Genomic DNA, 21,166 nt, shown 5'->3' with positions numbered 1-21,166 from the left:
CCCCGCAAGTGTCTTGTCGGCTGTTTTTGTCAGCGGTCGCGGTTAGGCTCGATGCATGGACCACAGCACCACTCTCAGCCAGCACATCAACGCCTCCCGGGAGAAAGTCTGGGCCGTCATCAGCGATATTCCGGGCTCGGCCAAGACGCTCTCGGGCGTCAAAGCCATTCAGATGCTCAGCGAGGGACCCTACGGAGAGGGCACGCGGTGGAAGGAAACCCGCGCCATGATGGGCAGGGAGGAAACCGTCGAAATGAACGTTTCCCAGAGCGATCCGCCGCGCGCCACCACGGTCAAAGCGCGGCAGGGCGGTGCGGACTACACAACGCGCTTCACCCTCGAAGAGCGCGACGGCGGGACCGAACTGGTGTTGTTCTTCGGTGCCGAGGTCCTCAAGCCGACTTTCTTCAGCAAACTCATGATGGCTGCGTTCGGAAAGCTCGGGATGAGTGTCACGCGGAAAGCGCTCGCGAAGGATCTCGCCGAGATCGCGGCGAAAGCGGAGGCCCTCTGATGGCGGCGGTCGCCAAAGTGACGGCGCCCCGCATTTCCCCGATCAGGCTTGACGAACTCCGCGACGATCCCGCCCCTGACTTCCAGCGCGGGGAACGGTACGACGGCGTCCGCCTCACCCGTGCCGTTGCTGACGGAGCAGAGCTGAGCGGAGCGGACTTCATCGAGTGTGAATTCAACGGAGTCTCCTTCAACGAAGCACAGCTGCGCGGCGCGACCTTCCGGGATTGCATCCTGAATGAGCCCTACGCGCCGGTGTTTACCGCTGTGCGCAGCTCGTGGCGGGAAGTGGAGATCAGCAACCCGCGCTGGGGTTCAGCGGAGATGTACGAGGGCGCCTGGCACTCAGTAAAGATCGACGGCGGCAAGCTGGACTTCCTGAACCTGCGTGGATCCAAGCTCACGGACGTGGTGATCACGGGCTGCATCATCAACGAGCTCGACCTCGGGGCTTGTACCGCGACCCGGGTGGTGCTCAAGGATTGCACCATCGGGACACTGGACGTCAGCGGGGCCAAGCTCAAGGACGTGGACCTGCGTGGCTCGGACTTCCGGATGATCAACGGACTTGGTGGACTGTCCGGCGTGGTCATCGATGATTATCAGCTCAGCCTGCTGGCACCCCTTTTGGCGGGACACCTGGGTATCCGGGTGATCTGAGTGAAGGTTGACCGCGGCGCAGCGCCGTGTAATCTTTATAGAACGAACGGTCGGTAAATTATTCGCCGGCCCCGCTCCCTTCGCGAAGGATGTTCTCATGGTCGAGGCTTTTCTTGTTGGCGGTGCCCGCACCCCTGTAGGCCGTTATGGCGGCGCGCTTTCCGCGGTCCGGCCGGATGACCTGGCAGCCCTCGTGGTCCGCGAAGCGGTGGCCCGTGCCGGCGTCGACCCCGACGCGATCGACGAGGTCATCCTGGGCAACGCCAACGGCGCCGGCGAGGAAAACCGCAATGTCGCCCGCATGGCCACCCTTCTCGCGGGACTGCCCCTCCACATCCCGGGCATCACGGTCAACCGCCTGTGCGCCTCGGGGATGAGCGCCATCATCATGGCCAGCCACATGATCAAGGCCGGCGCGGCGGACATCGTGGTGGCCGGCGGCGTCGAATCGATGAGCCGGGCCCCCTGGGTGCAAGAGAAGCCCACCACGGCCTTCGCCAAGCCTGGCCAGATCTTCGACACGTCCATCGGCTGGCGCTTCGCCAACCCCCTCTTCAGCAAGGGCGAGCTGTCCCGCGGCGGGAAGATGACGTATTCCATGCCGGAAACTGCCGAGGAAGTGGCCCGGGTGGACGGCATCTCCCGCGAGGACGCCGATGCCTTCGCCGTCCGCTCGCACGAACGCGCGCTTGCCGCCATCGCCGGCGGTCGCTTCAAGGAAGAGATCGTGCCGGTCACTGTGAAGACCCGCAAGGGCGAAACCGTGGTGGACACCGACGAAGGCCCGCGCGAAGGAACCACCCTGGAGGTCCTCGCCCGGCTCCGTCCGGTGGTCGCCGGTGGCTCGGTTGTCACGGCGGGCAACTCTTCCTCGCTCAACGACGGCGCGTCCGCCATCATCGTTGCGTCCGAGGCTGCCATCGAAAAGTTCGGCCTCACCCCGCGGGCCCGGATTATCGACGGCGGCTCGGCCGGCTGTGAACCCGAAATCATGGGTATCGGCCCGGTTCCGGCCTCCCAGAAGATCCTGGCCCGTTCCGGACTCACGGTCGGCGACCTTGGCGCCGTCGAACTCAATGAGGCCTTCGCGACGCAATCGCTCGCGAGCATGCGGCGTCTGGGCCTGGATCCTGAGATCGTGAACCTCGACGGCGGTGCCATCTCCCTGGGGCACCCGCTCGGTTCCAGCGGCTCGCGTATCGCCATCACCTTGCTGGGTCGCATGGAACGCGAGCTGGGCAGCGCCGACCGTAAGATCGGCCTCGCGACGATGTGCATCGGCGTCGGGCAGGGCGCCGCCATTCTCCTGGAAGGTATGTAATGGCGTTGAACCCCGAGGAATTCGGAACCCTGCTCATCGAGGAACGTGAAGACCGCGTCACCGTGCTCCTGAATCGGCCCGAGGTCCGCAACGCGATCGACCAGCAGATGGTGGACGAACTCCATCAGGTGTGCGATTACCTTGAACGCGAGCCGAAGATCCTGATCATTGCCGGCGTCGAAGGCGTCTTTGCGTCAGGTGCTGATATCGGCCAGTTGAGGGAACGCCGCCGCGACGACGCCTTGCGCGGCATCAACTCCACCATTTTCGTGCGGATCGCAAAGCTGCCCATGCCCGTCATCGCGGCGCTGGACGGCTATTGCCTGGGCGGAGGGGCCGAACTCGCTTATGCAGCGGACTTCCGCATCGGCACGCCCAGCCTGCGCATCGGCAACCCGGAAACCGGACTGGGCATCATGGCCGCAGCCGGTGCCACGTGGCGCCTCAAGGAACTCGTGGGGGAGCCGATCGCCAAGGAAATCCTCCTTGCCGGGGCAGTCCTCCGCGCCGAGGAAGCCCTTCGCATCAATCTGATCACCCAGATCCACGAAGCTCCCGTGCTGATGGAAGCGGCCCACAACCTTGCTGACCGGATCGGCCGGCAGGATCCCCTGGCCGTGCGGATCACCAAGTCCGTGTTTCACGCTCCGGCCGAGGCACACCCCGTGATCGACACCCTGGCCCAAGGCATGCTTTTCGAATCGCAAGCCAAGTTCGACCGCATGAAGGCGTTCCTGGACAAGAAGAGCGCCAAGCAATCCAGCGACAACCCGGACAGGACCTGAAAATGACAGCAACGCCAGCCATCCCGCATGTTGTCGGTGTCCTCGGCGGTGGCCGTATGGGCGCCGGCATCGCCCACGCCTTTTTGATCAAGGGCGCCACCGTGATTGTCGTCGAGCGCGATCACGAGTCCGCCGCCGGCGCGCAGGGTCGCGTTGCTGAGGCTGTGGCCAAGTCCGCTGCCCGAGGCACACTGACGGAGACCGCCGAAGAGGCCTTGTCCCGGTTCAGCACCTCCACCGACTACGACTCTTTCGTCCATTGCGGACTCGTGGTCGAAGCCGTGCCCGAAGATTACGAACTCAAGATTGCGGCCCTCAAAGCGGTGGAGGAGCACCTTTCTGCTGACGCCTTCCTGGCCTCCAACACCTCGTCGCTCTCCGTGACTGGCCTCGCGTCGCAGCTTCGGAGGCCTGCCAATTTCGTGGGCCTGCACTTCTTCAACCCTGTCCCGGCTTCAACGCTCATCGAGGTGGTCCTGGCGAAGGAGACTTCGTCGGAGCTCGCCGCAACGGCGAAAAGCTGGACCGAGGCACTCGGCAAGACCGCCGTCGTCGTCAACGATGCGCCTGGCTTTGCCTCGTCGCGGCTGGGCGTTGCGATCGCACTTGAGGCGATGCGCATGGTGGAAGAAGGCGTAGCTTCCGCAGAGGACATCGACGCGGCCATGGTGCTCGGCTACAAGCACCCCACGGGACCGCTCAAGACCACGGACATTGTGGGCCTGGACGTGCGGCTGGGCATCGCCGAGTACCTGCACTCGACGCTGGGGGAGCGCTTCGCCCCGCCTCAGATCCTGCGCGACAAGGTCGCCCGCGGCGAACTGGGACGCAAGACCGGCAAGGGTTTCTTCGACTGGACTGACTAGCTTTTCCGGGCCACCCAACTAGCTCGCAGTTGTTGTCGTTTTCAGGCCTCATAACGACAACAACTGCGAGCTACTTGGGGGCCCAACTGTTACTTGGGCGTCCAACCTCGGTCCAAAAGCACGGCACGGACTTTCGCGACGGCGGACCGTGCATCGTTTGCCATGTGGCGTTTGGAGATCCTCACCAAGTGCCAGCCCGCACGGGAGAAATCCTCTTCGCGCGCGATGTCCCGGACTATCTGGGCCGGCTCGGAATGCGGCTCGCCGTCGTATTCGACCGCCACACGGTGTTCCGGATAGGCGAGATCCGGTTGACGTTCGACGCCGGAACCTAGCTCAGTGGCTACGTTCAGTTGGGGTTCCGGCAGTCCGCCGTTTTCAAGGGCCAGCCGGAGCCGCGTTTCGGGGGCCGAGTCCGAGCCGATCCGTGCCTGCTCGAGAGCCAAACGTGCCTTCCGGATCCCCGGAGTGCCTTTGTGCCGGTCCAGCATGTCGGCCAATTGTTCCAAAGTTGCGTACGGCTCTGTCCGGCCTTCAAACTCCGGCCGAGGGTTCCGCAACAGGTGGTCAACCACAACGGTCAGTTCATCTACGCTCATCTTCCTGGACACATCGAGCCAGGTCCGGGTGCGCGTGGTGACCAGAAGACCGTCAAGACTGGTGATTTCGTCGTCGAAGAACTGCCCCACGTGCCCTACCACTCCGGTTCGTCGAGGAATGGCCACGGTGTCCGGACGTGAGATGTGGATGCGCGGATCATCGCTACCGGGGAGGAAACCAGGGAATGACCACAGGGCGAAAGCCGTGGCGTGCGACGCAGCCGAGAACTCGGTCACCGCCGTGAAGGGCCGGACGAAACTGACCTCCTTTGTTTGTCCTTGGGCTAAGGCCTGGTCCGGAATCCGGATGCCCCGGCTCGGCGCGGGCAGCGATCGGTGCCGCAACCGCCGGAGGCTCACGCCGGCGTCGACCGCTTCTTGAAAGGTGAACGGGGCGCATGCCAGCAGCGCAGGCAAGGGTTGCGGGGTCTTCATCGCCCTATCGTTGCAAATCCTGGAACGCCATTTTGAGTTATCCACAGGCAGCCGTCCCGGAACCCCAACTAACTCGCAGTTGTTGTCGTTTTCAGCCGCCAAAACGACAACAAATGCGAGCTAGTTGGGTCGGTTAGGCTGGCTTGGTGACTCTCATTGCACCCGTGACCCTGGACGGTCGCTTCGTAACCTTGGAACCACTCAGCCCCGAACACCACGACGGCTTGGTGGATGCCGCTAAAGACGGCGAGTTATGGAAACTCTGGTACACCTCGGTCCCGACGCCGGAGGGCATGGCCGCTGAGATCGACCGCCGGCTCGGGCTGCAGGAGCAAGGATCCATGTTGCCGTTCGTGACCCGGTTGAAGGCGAACGGCAAGTTGATCGGCATGACCACCTACATGAACATCGACGCCGCCACCCCGCGCGTCGAGATCGGCTCTACGTGGAACGCCGCCTCGGCACACAGCAGCGGGAGCAACCCGGACTCCAAGCTGCTGCTCCTGCGCCATGCTTTCGAGACCCTTGGCTGCCCTGCCGTCGAATTCCGCACACACTGGCTCAACCACCAGTCCCGGGAGGCCATCGCCCGTCTGGGCGCCAAGCAGGACGGCGTGCTTCGGAACCACTCGCGGACTTCGGACGGAGTGCTCCGCGACACCGTGGTGTTCTCGATCCTCGAACACGAGTGGCCCGCTGTCCGCACCGGTCTCGAGTTCAGGCTCGCGAAGCGGCCCTGAGCGCGAGCGCCGAACGGGCACACGGCGCCGCGCGTTCGCGCCTGGGGCCAGCTACTTCTTGAGCGCGCTGTTGACAGCAGTGCGGTAGCCCTGGGAGTAGCCGGCGTCGTTGGGGTGGAAGTTGTCCAACGCGACCTCTGGCGGATCCAGGGGCGATGGCTGGGTGTAGTGGATCCACGGATTGTTGGAACCGATGCCGTGCCCGGTGAACCGTTCCGTCACACTTACGTAGCCCACACCTGCTGTGGAGGCGGCGCCGGCGATGGTCGCATTCAATTGGTCAGCCATTCCGTTCAGGGTGGTGGCCAACTGTTTCTGCGCGGGAGGCATTGTTGGGCCGACGGTGAACAAGCGCGGGTAGCCGGTCAGCACAATGTCGGCGTGGGGTGCCTTTTGCCGGATGGACTGGACCATGGCCACGATGTTTCCGGGCAGCGCCGGCAGGGCGTTCGCCACATTCTGCACGGCCGATGCGCAGGCCAGGGCATCGGCACTGGTGCACGCCACCGCCACGGCTCCCGTGCCGACGTCGTTGCCGCCAACAGTCACCGAGACTTCGGTAGCGGACCCCAGTGCGATCGCAACAGGGTCGGCGGGGGACAGATTGTCCAGGCCTGCCTTGACGGCAATCGACGTGGCGCCGAAGCAGCCCAGATTCAGCCCGCCCAAAAGGGCGGCGTAACTGTCCAAGCTCTGATGGCAGCCCGGCAACGAGCCCGGAGCCGGGCTGCTGCCGCCCGTGCCGGCGGCATAGGAATCGCCCAAGGCCACATAGACATCGGCCGGTTTCGCTGTGGTCGGATTCGCCTGGGCCGGTCCCGTTCCGAGTGCTGCCAGGAGTCCGACGACGGCGACGGCGCCCACCAGGCGGCCATACCGGCGTCGCGAATTAGCTGCTTGCATGATTGATATCCCCTCGTGTCGATCTGCAGTGCCGCTTGGCGGCGCGGGCTACCCCAGCCCGGCAGTCTTGCGGCCAGACTACGCGAGCTGCGTGCCCATGACTACGAAAAGAGGCCTGGTTTTTCCATTCGGTGTAGGTGTAGCAGCCCTGCCATGCGCGGCTACACTCTTGAAGGCAGCAAGTGCCGAAGATCCATTCCCCCGGAAGTAGTCCTGATGGTCGAACAACTGATGGCGTTTGCGCTGACCTGCGTCGTCGTGGTCCTCGTTCCCGGCCCTGATTTTGCGCTTGTGCTGAAAAACGCACCGCGCGGACCCGGATCAGCGGCTACGACAGCGATCGGAATCATGGTCGGCAACACGATCCTTGCCCTTCTCGCAGTGCTCGGCGTCACGGCGCTCCTAGGTGCGTCGGAAGTCCTTGGCAACGCCATCAGAATCGCCGGTGCGGTGTACTTGCTCTATCTGGGAGCCCGCGCCCTGCTGGAGGCTTTCGGCCGCCCCCGCACTCAAGCTACGGCAGCACCGGAACCCGGGTTTGGATTCCGAGGGAATTCGCCATTCCTGCAGGGAATGGTGAGCAATCTGCTCAACCCCAAGGTCGCAGTCTTCTATCTGTCCCTTTTCCCTCAATTCAATCTTGCACCGCTTCCCCCTCTGGGCCAGCACGCGTTGATGGCGGGCATCTTCCTCCTCACTGCGCTGGTTTGGTACGTCCTGCTGGTTCATGCGCTCAAGAGAATCTCCTCGGCTCTGGCCCGTCCCCGCGTGAAGCGGATCATCACCGGCGGATCCGGGACTGTCCTGATCGGCGTCGGCGGGACAATCCTGACGAAATCCATGGCCTCCAGCTAACGGGTTGCCTGGCCCCCAGCGCGGCACCCCCAACTGACTCGCATTTGTTGTCGTTATGAGGGCTCAAAACGACAACAAATGCGAGTCAGTTGGGTGGGCTACGGCGGGACTAGTTGGGTTGGTGGGCAGGAAGAGTAAGCGCTCCGCGGACCGAGGTCCAAGACTTGAGGACCTCGAGCACGTCCGGGTCGCGTTCAGTCAGGACGGCCTGTGCGTAGGATTCTTCAAGCAGCGCATCAACGGAAACGCGAGTGCCGGTGGAGGCGCTGAGCATGGCCGCTTCCACCATCGCCAGGCTCATGATGTTCTGGTGGACCTGGCCCATGGGAGTGCTCCCGGTGCGCAGGGCCACCACGAAGTCACGCAGCGAACCGGCGATCTCGTGGCCTGGGTCCTCGCCGCCTGAGCCCGAATCAGCGAGAAACGAGGACACAGGTTCGCTGTCGCCGTCCCACAGGATGGTGCCGCGTTCGCCGCTGATCCGCCATGCCGCGTTCCAGGAAGTCTCCTGGCCCGGGCTGCACCAGCTTCCAGTGAACACGAAGCGTTCCCCGCCGGCCATTTCGAAGATGGCGGTGGCCCCCGCATCGCCGCGATACCAGCTCCAGGACGGGTTGTATTCCTCGCAGAACACCGAGACAGGATCCGCGTCGAGCAGGAACCGGGCCATGTCGAACTGATGGATGGCCATGTCCAGCAGCAGCGGGTGGTCCATGGCATCCCGGAATCCGCCGAAATGCGGCGCCTTGAAGAACTCGGCCGAGACAATGCCCACGCTGCCGAGCTCCGAGGCGAGCCGTTTGGCCTCGAAAAGATGCCTGTTGTACCGGCGCGACTGGCTGACCATGAACAACTGGCCAGCAAGCTCCGACGCCGCGGCCAGCGACAGCCCTTGGACCACGGTGGAAGCCACGGGCTTCTCGCCGAGCACCGGGAGCCCCGCCGCCAGCGCCTCGGAGGTCACCGGATGGTGAGCTACCGGAACGGTGACGTTGATGACCGCTTGGGCGCCGACGTCGGCCGCCAACTGCGCGGTCCCGGTGCCCACCGGCAGATCGGGAATCCTGATAGCCGCCGCGCCGGCGCGGGCGGCGTCCAGGTCCAGGTCGACGATGCCAGCGAGCTCCACGAGCGGCGACTCCTGCACGGTCCTAAGCCACGCACGGCCCATGCCCCCGGCGCCGACGACGACGACGCGAAGGGGAGTGCCGTCGTCGGGAATGGTGGCGAAAGGGGTACTCATGCGTTGGCCCCCTGGTAGCTCTTGCCGTTGAAGAAGTCGTTGGTCTCATAGCGCAGCAGTTCGGGGTAGGCCCGCTCGGGCCGCTCGGTGACTGCCCATTCGACGGCGTTGGAGATGACTCGGCGGACATCCTTGTGGTGGTAGACCGGGTAGTCCTGGTCGCCTGGGCTGAAGAAGAAGATCTTGCCGTGGCCGCGGCGGAAGGTGCATCCGGAGCGGAAGACTTCGCCGCCGCTGAAGGAACTGATGAACACGAGCTCCTCGGGGGTTGGGATGTCGAAGAATTCGCCGTACATCTCCTGCTGATCGATCACGATGGGGTGAGGCACGCCCTTCGCGATGGGGTGGGTGGGGTCCACGGTCCAGACCAGTTCGCGGTCCTGCTCACTGCGCCAGCGCAACGTGCACGAGGTGCCCATGAGCTTGGTGAAGATCTTGGACCAGTGCCCGGAGTGCAGCACGATCAAGCCCATCCCGGACAGGACGTGGCGGTGCACGCGCTCGACGATCTCGTCGTCGACATCACCGTGGGACATGTGCCCCCACCACGTGAGTACGTCCGTGTTGGCAAGGACTTCCTCGGTGAGCCCGTGCTCGGGCTCGTCCAGGGTGGCGGTGCGGACGCTGGCCTTGGCGCCGAGGTTCTCCTCGATACCGGCCTTCACGGCTCCGTGCATGCCCTCGGGGTAGAGGCGGGCCACCAGTTCGTCGCGCTTTTCGTGCCGGTTTTCGCTCCAGACGGTGACGCGGATCGGTTCAGACATGGGTCTCTCCTAGGTGATGAATTTGCTTGAGCGGTTAGGGGTCCTGCTACTTGACCGCGCCGCCGGTCGTACCGGCTGCGATGTACTTCTGCGCCGCGACCAGCAGGATGATGGCGGGAATGGAGGCGAGCACCGCCGTGGCCATGACCGAGCTCCAGTCGTTCACGTAGGCGCCGATGTACTGGAAGATTCCCAGGGTCACGGGCCGCACAGCCTCGGTGGTGGTCAGGGTCAGGGCGAAAAGGAAGTCGCTCCAGGTGAACAGGAAGGTGAAGAGCCCCGCGGTGATGAGCGAGTTCCTGCTCAACGGCACCACGATGGACCAAAAGGCCCGCAAATGCCCGGCGCCGTCCACCCGTGCCGCCTCGATGACCGACGCCGGCATGCCGTTCATGAACGCCCTGATGATGAGGATCGCGAACGGAATGCCATGGGCGGAATCCGCCAGGATCAGGCCCGGGATCGAGTTGAGCAGGCCGAGATCGTTGTAGGCCGTGTACAGCGCGTTGGCCACCACGATCCCCGGGATCATCTGGCTGATCAGGATCGCGAAGAGGACCACGCCGGCGCCCTTGACCTTGAAATAGGCCAAGGCATAGGCCGCCGGCGCCGCGATGGCGAGGCTGAGTACCACGCTGCCGAGCGAGATCACCAGGCTGGTGGCCAGGTTCCCGCCCTGCTCACTGATGGCCGTGGCGTAGCCCGTGAAGTCCGGCTTGAGCGGCAGCCACGAGGTTTCCAACGTGGTGCCGTTGGGCTGCAGCGAAGCGTTGATCATCCAGTAGACGGGGAACAGCATGATCGCCAGGAAGAAGATGGCCAGGACGGTGTAGCCCCACTGTTTGCGCCCGGGGCCGTTAGCGGCGCGCACGGGTCCGGTGCCTTTGCGGACACCCGCTTTGCGGGCGCTCGCTTTGCGCGCGCTCGCCGGAGCCGAACGGCGGGTGGTGATTTTCGTCGTCGTCATGGTTTCCTCACTCATCGACGGACCGCCGGCTGGCACGCAAGTACAGGACCGCGAAGACCAGGGAAATGACCACCAAGACGTTGCCCAGCGCGGCTCCCTCGCCGAATTTGAACTCGTGGAAGGACAGATCGTAGGACTGGGTGGCGATGGTCTGGGTCGAATTCGCGGGGCCGCCGTTGGTCAGGCCCAGGATGATGTCCAGCACCTTGAGGGTGTAGACGACGCCGAGCACCAGGACCACGCTCACCACGGGACGCAGCATCGGCCACGTGATGTGCCGGAACGCCTTCCAACCGGTGGCGCCATCCAAGGAACCGGCCTCGTAGAGCTCATCCGGGATTTCCTGGAGGCCGCCATAGAGGATGGTCAGATTGAACGGGATGCCGATCCAGATGTTCACTCCCACCACGGCGATCAGCGCCAGCGAGGTGCTGGTGAGCCATGGAACGCCTGTGTTCACGATGTGCAATTCGCCGAGGAACCGGTTCAAGGCTCCGCTGTCTTTGTCCAGGATCCATCGCCATACGGCGCTGGACACGATGAGCGGCAGCAACCAAGGGAGCAGGAGCAGCGAACGCAGGATTCCGTTGAGCGGGAACTTGCGCTGGAAGAAGATCGCCAGCGCCAGGCCGATCACGAACTGGCCCAGGATGGATCCCAGGGTGAACAGGGCGGTGTTCACCAAAGACGTTGAAAACAACGACGACGACAGCACCTTCGCGTAGTTCGCCAACCCCACCCAGGGGGCCTCGCCCGTGAAGAACGTGGCTGTGGTGTAGTCCTGGAAGCTCATCACGATGTTTTTGACCACCGGGTAGCCGAAGAACATCGCCATGTAGGTCACGGCAGGAACCAGGAACAGCCATTGGAAGAGGCGCTCGCGGCGTTTGCGGCCGCGCCTGCGGGGTGACGGGCTTGCTTCCCGGGCCAGGGTGCTGTCCGATCCAGGTTTGGCGTGCGACTTGGCCTGCGACAAATCAGTTGTGAGGGACATGTCCAGCTGCTTACTGGCCTTGGGCTTGCTTGAGGGCGTCGGCCGGGGAGGCCTTCCCTGTCAGCGCGGTCTGGATGGCGGTGTAGATCTTGGTCGCTTGTGCAGGCCATCCTTCTCCCAGTTCGCCGGTGCGGGCCCGGGCGGTTTTGATGAGATCGGTGAAAGTGGCGAGCTTCGGGTTGTCGGTGGCGAACTTCGCGGCCAGCGAGGTCTTGGACGGGATGGTGTTGCGCACCTTGGCCATGGCCAGCTGGTTTTCGTCGCTGTTCATGCAGGCCACTACTTCCGCGGCCTTGGCCTGGTGGGCCTTGTTACCTGTCTGCGGAACGGTCCACACTTCGCCACCAAGTGGGGCAACGGCTGTCTGGCTGGCGTCACGGACCGGAATCTTCACGACGCCGTACTGCAGCGTGGTCTTCTTGTCGAGCGCCGGGATCTGCCAGGGGCCATTGACCATCATGGCTGCCTTGCCTGCCATGAACTGGTCCTTGACGTCTGCTTGCGTCCAGTTCAGCGCGGAGGACGACACGGATCCGTCCTTGACGAGGTCGGTCCAGAGCTGGAGGGCCTGGGCGGTCTCGGGGGTGTCGATGTTCTTCTCGTCGCCACCGTTGGACCACATGACAGGAAGGAACTGCCATGTGCCCTCATAGGTGGGGTTGGCATTGAAGGCCAGGCCATACTGCTCGCCCGAGGTGAGCTTGGTGGCCGCAGCCTTCAGCTCGTCCCAGGTGGTGGGCGGGGTGACTCCGGCCTTGGCCAGGATGTCCTTGTTGTAGAAGAGCGCGATCGTGTTCACGGTGGGGGCGAGCCCGTACACCTTGTCCTTGTACGTGCCTGCGCTGAGCACGCCGGGCGCGAAATCGGCGGTGCTGATGTTGAAATCGGACAAAGGAGCCAGCGCTCCGGTAGCCGCAATTTGCTGCAGGTCCGGATTGTCGAGCATGAGCACATCCGGCAGGGTCTTGGAAGAGGACTGCTGGAGCACCTTGGAGATCAACGACTTGCCCGGCACGGTTTCGCGTTTGATCGTTACGCCGGCCTTGGTGCCGCAGGCGGTCAGGGCGTCGCCGATGAAGGACTTGTCCGGCTCGTTGTTGTAGTAGTCCATCACGGAGATTTCCTTCACGGCATCCGTGGAGGAGGCGGACGCAGTGGTACCGCAGCCCGAGATGGCGAGCGGGAGGCCGACGAGAGCTGCCACGGCCAGGGCGAGCGGGCGGCGTGTCCTGATAACTGACTTCATTGTCTATTCCTTTGTTGGTGGGGAAGGGGATGGTGCGATTGTTTGCGGAATCGAATCATCGATGCGTATCGACGATGCTGAAACGACAGGATAAGGAGCTGGAACAAAAAGAGTTGGCGCGGCGAATCAGGGGTGGCGATTCACTGGGGACGGAGCGTGCTCGAACGGTGCGTGATGACCGTGGGCACCAACTCCAAGGATTCGTGTGGTCCGTGGGAGTCGGCTTCGAGGAGTTGGCACATGATTTTGACTGCGCGTCGGGATACTTCTGCGGGCTGCAGATCGATGGTGGAAAGCGGTATGGGTTGGAGCTCGGCAAGGAGGGGGGTGGCGCTTCCGATGACGGAAACGTCCAACCCCAGGGTCAGGCCACGGCTGCCTAAGATGCGGCGCAGAATGTCCTGGATGGTGCGGTCGGGGGCGATGAAGGCTGGCTTGCCGGTGGTGCTGGCGAGGGCCGAGTCCACCGATTTGGAGATGGTGGCGCGGTCGGTCCCGCCGGGAAGATGGAGCACGGTTACGCCGAGGGCTTTGGCCGCGACATCCGTGCCGTGCAGGAACCGGTCGACGTAGTTCACATGCCGGTCCATCACTGCGGGCTGCCAGTCAAGGACGGAAATTACGGAGTGGCCGGCGGCCGCGAGATCCCGGACGCAATGCTCACCGGCCATTTCGAAGTCGGCGTCGATGCAGACCAGGCCCGACGGATCTCGGGGGATGCCGATCAGCACCACAGGGACGTTCAGGCTGCGGGCCACGGGGAGGCGCTCGTCCTCGTCCTCAACCTGCATGAGGATCAGGCCGTCGCAGATCTGCTGACCGACCACGCGGCGCAGTCCGGCGGCGCCTTCATCGTCGGTGACCAAGAGAATGTCGTGGTCGTATTGCCGGGCCGTGCTGGAAATGACCGAGACGAATTCCATGATCGATCCCATTTCCAGCTCCGGGATGAACGGAATGACCAAGCCGATGACCCGGGTTTTGCGGCTTGCCAAAGCTCTGGCGCCCGCATTCGGCTGGTACGTCAACTGGTCAATGGCGGCCTCGACCTTTTTCCGGGTCTTCTCGGAAATGGGCCGCTTGCCGCTGAGCACATAGGAAACCGTGCTTTGTGCTACGCCGGCGGCCTGTGCGACATCCTTGCTCGTGGGCACTTCCAGGCCTCCTTGCCGGGGTCAGTGGTCTTGGGCTGATGCGTGGTTCTGTATTCGTCGATACGCATCGTCGATGCGTATCGAGAAAAAGTATGACATAAGTCACGTTGGACGCGCAAGACCCAACCGTCGCTCACCTATGACCGTCTTTCCGCGGACCCTCGCTCACCTATCTCGTCGTGTGGTTAGCTGTCCGGTATGGATGGGATCTCAACCGCAGCCAAGCAGCGGGGCGTCCATTGGGACGGCGCGGTGAACGCCTGGCATATCGCCGGAGGCGTGTATCGGATGGGCCGACGGGAATGGCTCACCGAGGCTGGTTGGCAGCAAATGTACGACGCCGGCATCCGCACCGTTATCGATCTGCGGACCCTTCGCGAGCAGCAGCCCAGGGAAGTCGATCCCGAGGTTTCAGCGGAGGCGACCGCACGATTCGACATCGTCCATTGCCCCACCGAAGACCCGGAGGACAAAGAGTTCACCGAGCGCTTTGGGCCATACCTGAAAGACCCTGCCCACTACGCCGACTATCTGCGGCTCTTCCCGGGCAGGCTTGCAGCGGTTTTCAAAGCCATCGCCGCGGCACCCGGCGGGGTGGTGGTGCACTGCGCGGCCGGGCGCGACCGCAGCGGGATCATCGCCGTGATGCTGCAGAACCTGGCAGGAGCGAGCGACGAGGAAATCGTGCGGGGTTACCAGCAGGGAATGCGTGGAATCAACGAGCGCCACCGTCACCACCGTGCCCCGCACGCCCATGATCCCTTTCTTGAGGAAGATGCCCTTGAAGCGATGCTGGCATCACGCAGCGTGAGCCTGTTGGAATTCGCGCATTCCTTGGACACGGTTGCCTTCCTGGGAGCGAACGGCGTCTCCGAGGCTGAAGTCGCCGCCGTTCGCGAGAAACTCAACGCGCCGGCGCGGTAGAAGCAGTGCCCAAGAAGCATCTAGTGTGCAGATCGGGGCTCTCATGTATTCTGGGGATATTACCGAACGGCCGGTCAGTAATTTTCGGCCGTTCAATCCATTTCGTGCCCGTGCCTTGGAAGGACCCGTCGACGATGACCAGTACCGCAGTCGCTCCGGAAGCCACAACCGTTGAAACCGTGCCCAGTTTCGTCAAGGGCGAGTGGTGGACCCCCAGCGCCGACGCCTCCGCGGGCGTGCCCGTCCGCGACGCCAGTACAGGCGAGATCCTTGCAACGGTCAACACCGACGGACTGGACCTTGCCGGCGTCGTGAACTACGGCCGCACGGTGGGCCAGCGCGAGCTCGGCAAGCTCACCTTCCACCAGCGCGCCCTCAAGCTCAAGGAACTGGCCCAGTACCTCAACGGCCGCCGGGAAGAGTTCTACACGTCTTCCTTCAAGACCGGCGCCACCAAGATCGACTCAATGGTGGACATCGACGGCGGCATCGGCGTGCTCTTCACCTTCGGTTCCAAGGGCCGCCGCGAACTGCCGAACTCGCAGGTTGTAGTGGACGGTCCCATGGAAATCCTGTCCAAGGACGGCTCCTTCGCCGGCGAGCACATCTACACCCGCATTCCGGGCGTCGCGGCGCAGATCAACGCCTTCAACTTCCCCGTGTGGGGCATGCTCGAGAAGTTCGCTCCTGCATTCCTCGCCGGCGTCCCCACCATCGTCAAGCCCGCCACCCCCACCGGTTACGTTGCCGCCGTCGTGGTCAAGGCGATCGTCGAGTCGGGCATCCTGCCGGAAGGCTCGCTGCAGCTCATCTCGGGATCCGCCCGCACCCTGCTGGACCACCTCGACTACCGCGACCTTCTCGCCTTCACCGGCTCTGCCTCCACCGCCAACTCGCTGAAGTCCCACGTCAACGTGGTCCAGGGCGGCGTCCGGTTCACGTCCGAAACCGACTCGCTCAACGCAGCCATCCTCGGCCCCGACGCGGTGCCCGGCACCCCCGAGTTCGACGCCTTCATCAAGTCGGTCGTCACCGAAATGACGGTCAAGGCCGGCCAGAAGTGCACCTCGATCCGCCGCACCATCGTGCCCCAGGCCCTGGTGTCCGACGTCGTCTCCGCCATCGGCGCGCGCGTGGACGAGCGCGTCGTGGTCGGCGACCCCCGCGCTGAGGGCGTCACGATGGGCGCCCTCGCGTCCCTCGAGCAGCTCGCCGACGTTCGCGCCGCAGTGCAGTCGATGCTCGACGCCGGCGGCGAGCTTGCGTACGGGACGCTCGATTCGCCGTCGGTCACCTCGCTCGACGGCACCGTGGGTGTCGTAGAAGGCGGCGCGTTCATGTCGCCGGTCGTCCTGAGCTGGGCTGACGTGGACTCGGAAGCAGTCCACTCGCTCGAGGCCTTCGGTCCGGTGTCGTCCGTGATCGGCTATGCGGACCTCGACGACGCCGTCCGCCTCGCCGCCCGCGGTGGCGGCTCCCTGGTGGCCTCCGTGTGCACCAACGATCCTGCTGTTGCCCGCGAATTGGTGACCGGAATCGCAGCGCACCATGGACGTGTCCTGATGCTCAACCGCGAGGACGCCCGCTCGTCAACCGGGCATGGTTCGCCAGTGCCGCACTTGGTCCACGGGGGACCGGGCCGCGCCGGCGGTGGCGAGGAACTCGGTGGTATCCGCTCAGTCATGCACCACATGCAGCGCACCGCCATCCAGGGCTCGCCCAACATGCTCACTGCCGTGACCGGCGTCTGGCATACAGGGGCGGACCGCAACTTCACGGTGGAGACGGAAGGAACCCACCCGTTCCGGAAGTCGCTGGCTACTCTGCGGATCGGCGACGCCGTGAGGTCCGAACTGCGGCAGGTCAACCTGGACGACATCACGGCCTTCGCCAATTCCACCGGCGACACCTTCTACGCCCACACCAACCAGGAAGCCGCCGAAGCCAACCCGTTCTTCCCCGGAATCGTGGCGCACGGGTACCTGCTGCTCAGCTGGGCCGCCGGACTGTTCGTGGAACCCGCACCGGGCCCCGTCCTCGCCAACTACGGCCTGGAGAACCTGCGCTTCATCACGCCCGTGGCCGCAGGGGATTCGATCCGGGTCACGCTCACCGCCAAAAAGATCACGCCCCGCGAGACCGACGAATACGGCGAAGTAGCCTGGGACGCCGTGCTGACCAACCAGAACGACGAAATCGTGGCCACCTACGATGTCCTGACCCTCGTGGAGAAGTAACGCCCGCTCACGTATGTGCTCGTTTGGCCGGACGCTCGCTCAGGTATGTGGGTGTTTGGCCGGACGCTCGCTCACGTATGTGGGTGTTTGGCCGGACGCTCGCTCACGTATGTGGGTGTTTGGCCGGACGCTCGCTCACGTATGTGGGTGTTTGGCCGGACGCTCGCTCACGTATGTGCTGCGTACGCGGAACGCTCCCCAGCAATGGGGAGCGTTCGTTGTATGAGGAGTTCTACTGTCCGGGGGCGCGGTATGTCGGGGACTTCGTGGCAGCTTCGTCGAGATCCTCAACCGTCATGAGCGGCTTCAAATGCAGGCGCACTGCGCCTGTCGCATTGATCATGAGTGAGAGAGCGGCGGCGCTAGCCGCATCCGGGATTTCAAAGACCCCGACGACGTCGGTCTCGCCGAAAGCGTAGTAGAAACATTCGAGCGATCCGTCGACGGATTTGAGTGCATCGACCACAGCATCGCGGCGCTTGGTGCCGCCCTCGCGCAACAGCCCCTTGATTCCGTCGCCTACGTAGTTTGCTTCGAACAGATATTTGGTCATTGTCTTCCCGTCCCGTGATGTCCAGGACTCGGGCCTCCTCAGGTGCTCCCATCACCCGTTGAGGGAAGGTCCCGGAGTTGTTCCCCTGCGAGGGGCTGTGCTGCACATGGTAGGCCGAGGTCGTCGCCCTGACAACGGTTTAGGCTAACGCACGCTCACAAGGTCTTTCCGATCCCGCCCGGCGTAAGATTTTTTGCGTAGGAGGTGGCGAAATGAACCTAGCACTCAGAACAGCCACAACCGTCTTGCCCGTCGACGACGTGGACCGAGCCCGCAGCTTCTACGCAGAGAAACTCGGCCTCCCTCATCGCGGCATGACTTGGGATGGTAATGATTTGTTCGGCATCGACGGCGGTCCCATGCTGCAGCTGATGCCCATCAAGGACGGCATGCACTCTTCGCACACTGCCCTTTCCTTTGAAGTCAGCGACATCGAGCGGGCAGTCGACGAAATGGAGGCGAACGGCGTCGAATTCCGGGATTACGACCTCCCGGATCTTAAAACAGAACACCACATTTGTACCACCGACGCCGATCGTTGCGCCTGGTTCATGGACACGGAAAACAACATCCTCTGCGTCCATGAAAGCTTGGGGATCCAAGCCGAATACCAGCTCTGACCGGCTGAAAAACACTCACGAACACTGCGCAGAACGCTCGCTCACTTCTTTAGTGAGCGAGCGTTCTGTCAATGGGCCATATATGTGAGCGGGCGTCGGGGGAAGGTGCCATATATGTGAGCGGGGTCGGGGGAAGGTGCCATATATGTGAGCGGGCGTCGGTGGAAAGTGCCGTATATGTGAGCGGGCGTCGGGGGAAGCGGGCGGCCCTATGCCGAGGCGTGAAGGCCGTCGAACGCCATGGTGATGACGTCGTCGGCCAGGCGCTGCGGGGAGAGTGAGCCGCCCGGCTTGTACCACTCCACGATCGAGTTGATGGTCCCGAACAGGAGCCGGGTCACGGTGCGGGGATCGATGTCCTGGCGCAGCGTGCCCTCTTCGCGGGCAGCTGAGATCAGTGCGGCCACCTTGTGGTCGAAGGCACGACGCCGTTCCAGGGCATCGCGCTCGATGTCCGTGTTGCCGCGAAGCCGTAGGAGCAGCGTGACGAACGGCAGCCGGTCCACCAGCACGGCGATGGTCTGCCGCAGCACGAATTCCAAACGCGCATCCGCCGCGCCGGACATGGCCTCGGGTTGATCCAGGATGGCCTCAAGCCCGCCCAGCGCGTGTTCAAGGGCGAGCTTCAGGAGGTCGCCCTTGGACGGCACGTGGTGGTAAATAGCCGACTTTGAGATCCCGAGGTTTTCGGCCAGAATGCCCATGGACGTGGCGTCGTAACCGTGGCGGTTGAAGACGTCGACGGCGATGAGCAGCACTGATTGCTGGTCGTATCCGGGGCGTCCCCGCTTGGTTGCTGTTTCACTAGGCATGCTGGCCATTTTCTCATGAACGGTCGGTTGATTCGTGCACCCGCCCGGCTAAGTTACCTCTTGGGTCGCATGTCATACACGCGGCGCAGTTTGCCGTTGGAACGCTCGAGCGAACCCGGATCCACGACGTCCACCACGCACGAAGAACCCACGTGGATCTTGATCTGTTCGCGCAAGGCGTGTGCCGCCGTCGTACCCGCCTCGACGGAAACGTTCTCGCGGCGCTCAATCTTGACCGTCAGCGAATCCATGCGCTTGCCCTCGGGGCGGGTGAGTTCGAGCTGGAAGTGGGGGCTGAGCTCGGGAATGCGCAGGGCGATTTCCTCGATCTGCGAGGGGAAGAGGTTCACGCCGCGCAGGATGATCATGTCGTCGCTGCGTCCGGTGATGCGCCCCATGCGGCGGTGCGCGGGGCGTGCGGTGCCCGGCAGGAGACGCGTGAGGTCCTTGGTGCGGTACCGGATGATCGGCAGGGCTTCCTTGGTGAGCGAGGTGAACACGAGTTCGCCCGGTTCGCCGTCGGCCAGCACGGCGCTTACTCCGCGGGACGGGTCGAACGGGTCGATGATCTCGGGGCGGAAGTGGTCCTCCCAGATGTGGCAGCCGTCCTGGGTCTCTACGGCTTCCCCGGCGACACCCGGACCCATGACCTCGGACAGCCCGTAGATGTCGCAGGCTTTGATGTTCATGGTGGTTTCGAGCTCGTGCCGCATTTCCTCGGTCCACGGTTCGGCTCCGAGCGCCGCGTACTTCAGCGAGGTCGACGCCGGATCGACACCCATGTGGGCCATGGCGTCGGCGATCGTGAGCAGGTAAGTCGGCGTTGCCAAGATGGCGTCCGGCTTGAAGTCCTGGATCAGCTGGATCTGGCGTTCAGTCTGGCCGCCCGACATCGGGATGACTGTGCAGCCGAGCGCTTCGGCACCCGCGTGGGCGCCAAGGCCGCCGGTGAACAGGCCGTAGCCGTAGGCGTTGTGGACCTTCATGCCGGGGCGGACCCCGGAAGCACGGAGCGAGCGGGCCACCAAGGTTGCCCAGTTGGCGAGGTCGTTTTTGGTGTACCCGACGACGGTCGGCCGGCCTGTGGTGCCGGAGCTCGCGTGGATGCGGGCTATTTCGTCCTGCGGGACGGCGAACATGCCGAAGGGGTATTCCTGGCGGAGGTCTTCCTTGGTGGTGTACGGGAACTTGCCGAGATCGGACAGTTCGCGGAGATCGGAAGGGTGGACGCCGGCGTCGTCGAACTTGCGCTTGTACAGCGGGACGCGATCGTAGGCGTAGGCCACGGTGCGCTGGAGGCGGCTGAGCTGCAGGGCCTCGAGCTCGTCGCGGGAGATGGTTTCTTCGCGATCTAACTGTGCGGTGTTAAGCGGTGCGTCGGGAGCGGCGACGGTGTTCTGTGTCATGGTCTTCCTACTTCTTGGAGATGGTGCGGCTGCGGCCACGGAACTCGGCGATGAGCTCGCCGTAGCTACCCGGTTCCTCGGGCGACCCGACGGCGGAAGGTTCGCTTGCGTCGGCCGCGAAGATTTGGATGTCGTACAGGCCGCTGCGGCCGTTGTTGGCGCGACGGTTCGCGACGGCGGTGATCACCTGGCCTTGATAGGCCGGCTTGAGGAAGTTGATGTCGACGCCGGCGGCGACAGTTATGGTGTCCGCTTCCGACGGCGAGGGGTTGGCAGGGTTGCAGGCAAGGGCAAACGCTGAATCAGCGAAGGCGAAGATCATTCCGCCGTGGGCCATTCCGAAGCCGTTGAGCATTTCCTGCCGAAGCTTCATGCGGACGGTAGCGTGGCCGTCGTCGACCTTGAGCACCTCAAGGCCCATCCACTCAGAGGCGTAGTCGTTCTTGAGGATCTGGTGCTGCGCTGCGCCAGAAAGGGTGGTCTCAACCATGCGTCGTTGCCTCCAGCTTTATTTACCGAATGTTCATTAGGTAATCCCAGTTTGCTTGAACTGTCAAGAGGCGACCGCT

General features: G+C 63.8%; 22 protein-coding genes. 10 read left to right on the top strand and 12 right to left on the bottom strand.

The features are described from left to right. Window positions 1-55 precede the first annotated feature (55 nt). The 5 genes from ACSKT0_RS20155 (at window position 56) to ACSKT0_RS20135 (ending at window position 4,145) form a co-directional block, all read left to right on the top strand. A complete protein-coding gene (locus ACSKT0_RS20155) occupies window positions 56-514 on the top strand; it encodes an SRPBCC family protein (protein WP_437771308.1) in 459 nt (152 codons plus the stop codon). Next, the gene (locus ACSKT0_RS20150) at window positions 514-1,173 is read left to right on the top strand and encodes a pentapeptide repeat-containing protein (protein ID WP_437771307.1); all 660 of its coding nucleotides are present in this window, start codon (window positions 514-516) and stop codon (window positions 1,171-1,173) included. The genes ACSKT0_RS20155 and ACSKT0_RS20150 overlap by 1 nt, the downstream gene beginning before the upstream one ends. A gap of 97 nt (window positions 1,174-1,270) precedes the next feature. After that, a complete protein-coding gene (locus ACSKT0_RS20145) occupies window positions 1,271-2,494 on the top strand; it encodes a thiolase family protein (RefSeq protein ID WP_437771306.1) in 1,224 nt (407 codons plus the stop codon). Next, the gene (locus tag ACSKT0_RS20140) at window positions 2,494-3,279 is read left to right on the top strand and encodes an enoyl-CoA hydratase/isomerase family protein (RefSeq protein ID WP_437771305.1); all 786 of its coding nucleotides are present in this window, start codon (window positions 2,494-2,496) and stop codon (window positions 3,277-3,279) included. The genes ACSKT0_RS20145 and ACSKT0_RS20140 overlap by 1 nt, the downstream gene beginning before the upstream one ends. Before the next feature lie 2 nt (window positions 3,280-3,281). Beyond that, complete coding sequence (locus tag ACSKT0_RS20135) at window positions 3,282-4,145, top strand: 3-hydroxyacyl-CoA dehydrogenase family protein (RefSeq protein WP_437771304.1); 864 nt, start codon at window positions 3,282-3,284, stop codon at window positions 4,143-4,145. An 89-nt stretch (window positions 4,146-4,234) separates the two neighbouring features. Here the strand turns inward: ACSKT0_RS20135 and ACSKT0_RS20130 are convergent, their stop codons facing one another. After that, complete coding sequence (locus ACSKT0_RS20130; protein WP_437771303.1) at window positions 4,235-5,179, bottom strand: endonuclease domain-containing protein; 945 nt, start codon at window positions 5,177-5,179, stop codon at window positions 4,235-4,237. Between the two features lie 146 nt (window positions 5,180-5,325). Here ACSKT0_RS20130 and ACSKT0_RS20125 point away from each other — a divergent pair, with 146 nt between their 5' ends. Next, entirely contained in the window at window positions 5,326-5,919 is a 594-nt protein-coding gene (locus ACSKT0_RS20125; protein ID WP_437771302.1) for a GNAT family N-acetyltransferase, read from the top strand. Window positions 5,920-5,970: 51 nt separating this feature from the next. Here ACSKT0_RS20125 and ACSKT0_RS20120 read toward each other — a convergent pair whose 3' ends face one another. Beyond that, window positions 5,971-6,822, bottom strand: coding sequence for an SGNH/GDSL hydrolase family protein (locus ACSKT0_RS20120; protein ID WP_437771301.1), 852 nt, complete (start codon window positions 6,820-6,822; stop codon window positions 5,971-5,973). Between the two features lie 216 nt (window positions 6,823-7,038). Between ACSKT0_RS20120 and ACSKT0_RS20115 the strand changes: the two genes are divergently transcribed. Further along, window positions 7,039-7,677: a LysE family translocator gene (locus tag ACSKT0_RS20115; RefSeq protein ID WP_437771300.1), complete on the top strand. Its 639-nt coding sequence runs from the start codon at window positions 7,039-7,041 to the stop codon at window positions 7,675-7,677. A 109-nt stretch (window positions 7,678-7,786) separates the two neighbouring features. Here ACSKT0_RS20115 and ACSKT0_RS20110 read toward each other — a convergent pair whose 3' ends face one another. The 6 genes from ACSKT0_RS20110 to ACSKT0_RS20085 all read right to left on the bottom strand — a co-directional run bounded on the left by ACSKT0_RS20110 (window position 7,787) and on the right by ACSKT0_RS20085 (window position 14,045). Continuing rightward, entirely contained in the window at window positions 7,787-8,920 is a 1,134-nt protein-coding gene (locus ACSKT0_RS20110; protein WP_437771299.1) for a Gfo/Idh/MocA family protein, read from the bottom strand. Continuing rightward, window positions 8,917-9,684, bottom strand: a complete 768-nt coding sequence (locus ACSKT0_RS20105) for a ThuA domain-containing protein (RefSeq protein ID WP_437771298.1) — start codon at window positions 9,682-9,684, stop codon at window positions 8,917-8,919. Before ACSKT0_RS20105 ends, ACSKT0_RS20110 begins: the two co-directional genes overlap by 4 nt. Before the next feature lie 46 nt (window positions 9,685-9,730). Further along, window positions 9,731-10,651, bottom strand: a complete 921-nt coding sequence (locus ACSKT0_RS20100; RefSeq protein WP_437771297.1) for a carbohydrate ABC transporter permease — start codon at window positions 10,649-10,651, stop codon at window positions 9,731-9,733. Between the two features lie 7 nt (window positions 10,652-10,658). Beyond that, window positions 10,659-11,645: a carbohydrate ABC transporter permease gene (locus ACSKT0_RS20095; RefSeq protein ID WP_437771296.1), complete on the bottom strand. Its 987-nt coding sequence runs from the start codon at window positions 11,643-11,645 to the stop codon at window positions 10,659-10,661. A 10-nt stretch (window positions 11,646-11,655) separates the two neighbouring features. Continuing rightward, entirely contained in the window at window positions 11,656-12,891 is a 1,236-nt protein-coding gene (locus tag ACSKT0_RS20090) for a sugar ABC transporter substrate-binding protein (RefSeq protein ID WP_437771295.1), read from the bottom strand. Between the two features lie 140 nt (window positions 12,892-13,031). Further along, entirely contained in the window at window positions 13,032-14,045 is a 1,014-nt protein-coding gene (locus ACSKT0_RS20085; protein ID WP_437771294.1) for a LacI family DNA-binding transcriptional regulator, read from the bottom strand. A gap of 198 nt (window positions 14,046-14,243) precedes the next feature. Here ACSKT0_RS20085 and ACSKT0_RS20080 point away from each other — a divergent pair, with 198 nt between their 5' ends. Continuing rightward, on the top strand, window positions 14,244-14,969 hold the full coding sequence (locus ACSKT0_RS20080; RefSeq protein ID WP_437771293.1) for a tyrosine-protein phosphatase: 726 nt from the start codon (window positions 14,244-14,246) through the stop codon (window positions 14,967-14,969). 134 nt (window positions 14,970-15,103) lie between these two features. Then, a complete protein-coding gene (gene paaZ, locus ACSKT0_RS20075) occupies window positions 15,104-17,206 on the top strand; it encodes a phenylacetic acid degradation bifunctional protein PaaZ (RefSeq protein ID WP_437771292.1) in 2,103 nt (700 codons plus the stop codon). Between the two features lie 232 nt (window positions 17,207-17,438). Here paaZ and ACSKT0_RS20070 read toward each other — a convergent pair whose 3' ends face one another. Next, on the bottom strand, window positions 17,439-17,759 hold the full coding sequence (locus ACSKT0_RS20070; protein ID WP_437771291.1) for a GYD domain-containing protein: 321 nt from the start codon (window positions 17,757-17,759) through the stop codon (window positions 17,439-17,441). Between the two features lie 212 nt (window positions 17,760-17,971). Here ACSKT0_RS20070 and ACSKT0_RS20065 point away from each other — a divergent pair, with 212 nt between their 5' ends. Continuing rightward, window positions 17,972-18,379 (top strand): VOC family protein, encoded by a 408-nt coding sequence (locus tag ACSKT0_RS20065; RefSeq protein WP_345448956.1) that lies wholly within the window; start codon window positions 17,972-17,974, stop codon window positions 18,377-18,379. A gap of 209 nt (window positions 18,380-18,588) precedes the next feature. Here the strand turns inward: ACSKT0_RS20065 and ACSKT0_RS20060 are convergent, their stop codons facing one another. From ACSKT0_RS20060 to ACSKT0_RS20050, 3 genes are read right to left on the bottom strand one after another with little or no spacing between them, the layout of a single operon-like run. Further along, window positions 18,589-19,191, bottom strand: coding sequence for a TetR/AcrR family transcriptional regulator (locus ACSKT0_RS20060; protein ID WP_437771290.1), 603 nt, complete (start codon window positions 19,189-19,191; stop codon window positions 18,589-18,591). Between the two features lie 53 nt (window positions 19,192-19,244). Then, entirely contained in the window at window positions 19,245-20,597 is a 1,353-nt protein-coding gene (gene paaK / locus ACSKT0_RS20055; protein WP_437771289.1) for a phenylacetate--CoA ligase PaaK, read from the bottom strand. Window positions 20,598-20,604: 7 nt separating this feature from the next. Beyond that, complete coding sequence (locus ACSKT0_RS20050; protein ID WP_059389548.1) at window positions 20,605-21,087, bottom strand: hotdog fold thioesterase; 483 nt, start codon at window positions 21,085-21,087, stop codon at window positions 20,605-20,607. Window positions 21,088-21,166 lie beyond the last annotated feature (79 nt).

Origin of the sequence: Arthrobacter sp. KNU40 (assembly GCF_051515115.1) — a bacterium.
GTDB lineage: Bacteria > Actinomycetota > Actinomycetes > Actinomycetales > Micrococcaceae > Arthrobacter.
The sequence above is the reverse complement of the archived record's forward strand: the minus strand, read 5'-3'. Positions and strand labels throughout refer to the sequence as shown.

Bases quoted from the DNA above. Each gene is read 5' to 3' on its own strand.
- ACSKT0_RS20155 (WP_437771308.1), top strand. From the start codon at position 56: ATGGACCACAGCACCACTCTCAGCCAGCACATCAACGCCTCCCGGGAG.
- ACSKT0_RS20130 (WP_437771303.1), bottom strand. From the start codon at position 5,179: ATGAAGACCCCGCAACCCTTGCCTGCGCTGCTGGCATGCGCCCCGTTC.
- ACSKT0_RS20110 (WP_437771299.1), bottom strand. From the start codon at position 8,920: ATGAGTACCCCTTTCGCCACCATTCCCGACGACGGCACTCCCCTTCGC.
- ACSKT0_RS20115 (WP_437771300.1), top strand. From the start codon at position 7,039: ATGGTCGAACAACTGATGGCGTTTGCGCTGACCTGCGTCGTCGTGGTC.
- paaK (WP_437771289.1), bottom strand. From the start codon at position 20,597: ATGACACAGAACACCGTCGCCGCTCCCGACGCACCGCTTAACACCGCA.
- ACSKT0_RS20150 (WP_437771307.1), top strand. From the start codon at position 514: ATGGCGGCGGTCGCCAAAGTGACGGCGCCCCGCATTTCCCCGATCAGG.
- ACSKT0_RS20095 (WP_437771296.1), bottom strand. From the start codon at position 11,645: ATGTCCCTCACAACTGATTTGTCGCAGGCCAAGTCGCACGCCAAACCT.
- paaZ (WP_437771292.1), top strand. From the start codon at position 15,104: ATGACCAGTACCGCAGTCGCTCCGGAAGCCACAACCGTTGAAACCGTG.
- ACSKT0_RS20050 (WP_059389548.1), bottom strand. From the start codon at position 21,087: ATGGTTGAGACCACCCTTTCTGGCGCAGCGCAGCACCAGATCCTCAAG.
- ACSKT0_RS20140 (WP_437771305.1), top strand. From the start codon at position 2,494: ATGGCGTTGAACCCCGAGGAATTCGGAACCCTGCTCATCGAGGAACGT.
- ACSKT0_RS20080 (WP_437771293.1), top strand. From the start codon at position 14,244: ATGGATGGGATCTCAACCGCAGCCAAGCAGCGGGGCGTCCATTGGGAC.
- ACSKT0_RS20135 (WP_437771304.1), top strand. From the start codon at position 3,282: ATGACAGCAACGCCAGCCATCCCGCATGTTGTCGGTGTCCTCGGCGGT.
- ACSKT0_RS20060 (WP_437771290.1), bottom strand. From the start codon at position 19,191: ATGCCTAGTGAAACAGCAACCAAGCGGGGACGCCCCGGATACGACCAG.
- ACSKT0_RS20120 (WP_437771301.1), bottom strand. From the start codon at position 6,822: ATGCAAGCAGCTAATTCGCGACGCCGGTATGGCCGCCTGGTGGGCGCC.
- ACSKT0_RS20100 (WP_437771297.1), bottom strand. From the start codon at position 10,651: ATGACGACGACGAAAATCACCACCCGCCGTTCGGCTCCGGCGAGCGCG.
- ACSKT0_RS20105 (WP_437771298.1), bottom strand. From the start codon at position 9,684: ATGTCTGAACCGATCCGCGTCACCGTCTGGAGCGAAAACCGGCACGAA.
- ACSKT0_RS20090 (WP_437771295.1), bottom strand. From the start codon at position 12,891: ATGAAGTCAGTTATCAGGACACGCCGCCCGCTCGCCCTGGCCGTGGCA.
- ACSKT0_RS20070 (WP_437771291.1), bottom strand. From the start codon at position 17,759: ATGACCAAATATCTGTTCGAAGCAAACTACGTAGGCGACGGAATCAAG.
- ACSKT0_RS20065 (WP_345448956.1), top strand. From the start codon at position 17,972: ATGAACCTAGCACTCAGAACAGCCACAACCGTCTTGCCCGTCGACGAC.
- ACSKT0_RS20145 (WP_437771306.1), top strand. From the start codon at position 1,271: ATGGTCGAGGCTTTTCTTGTTGGCGGTGCCCGCACCCCTGTAGGCCGT.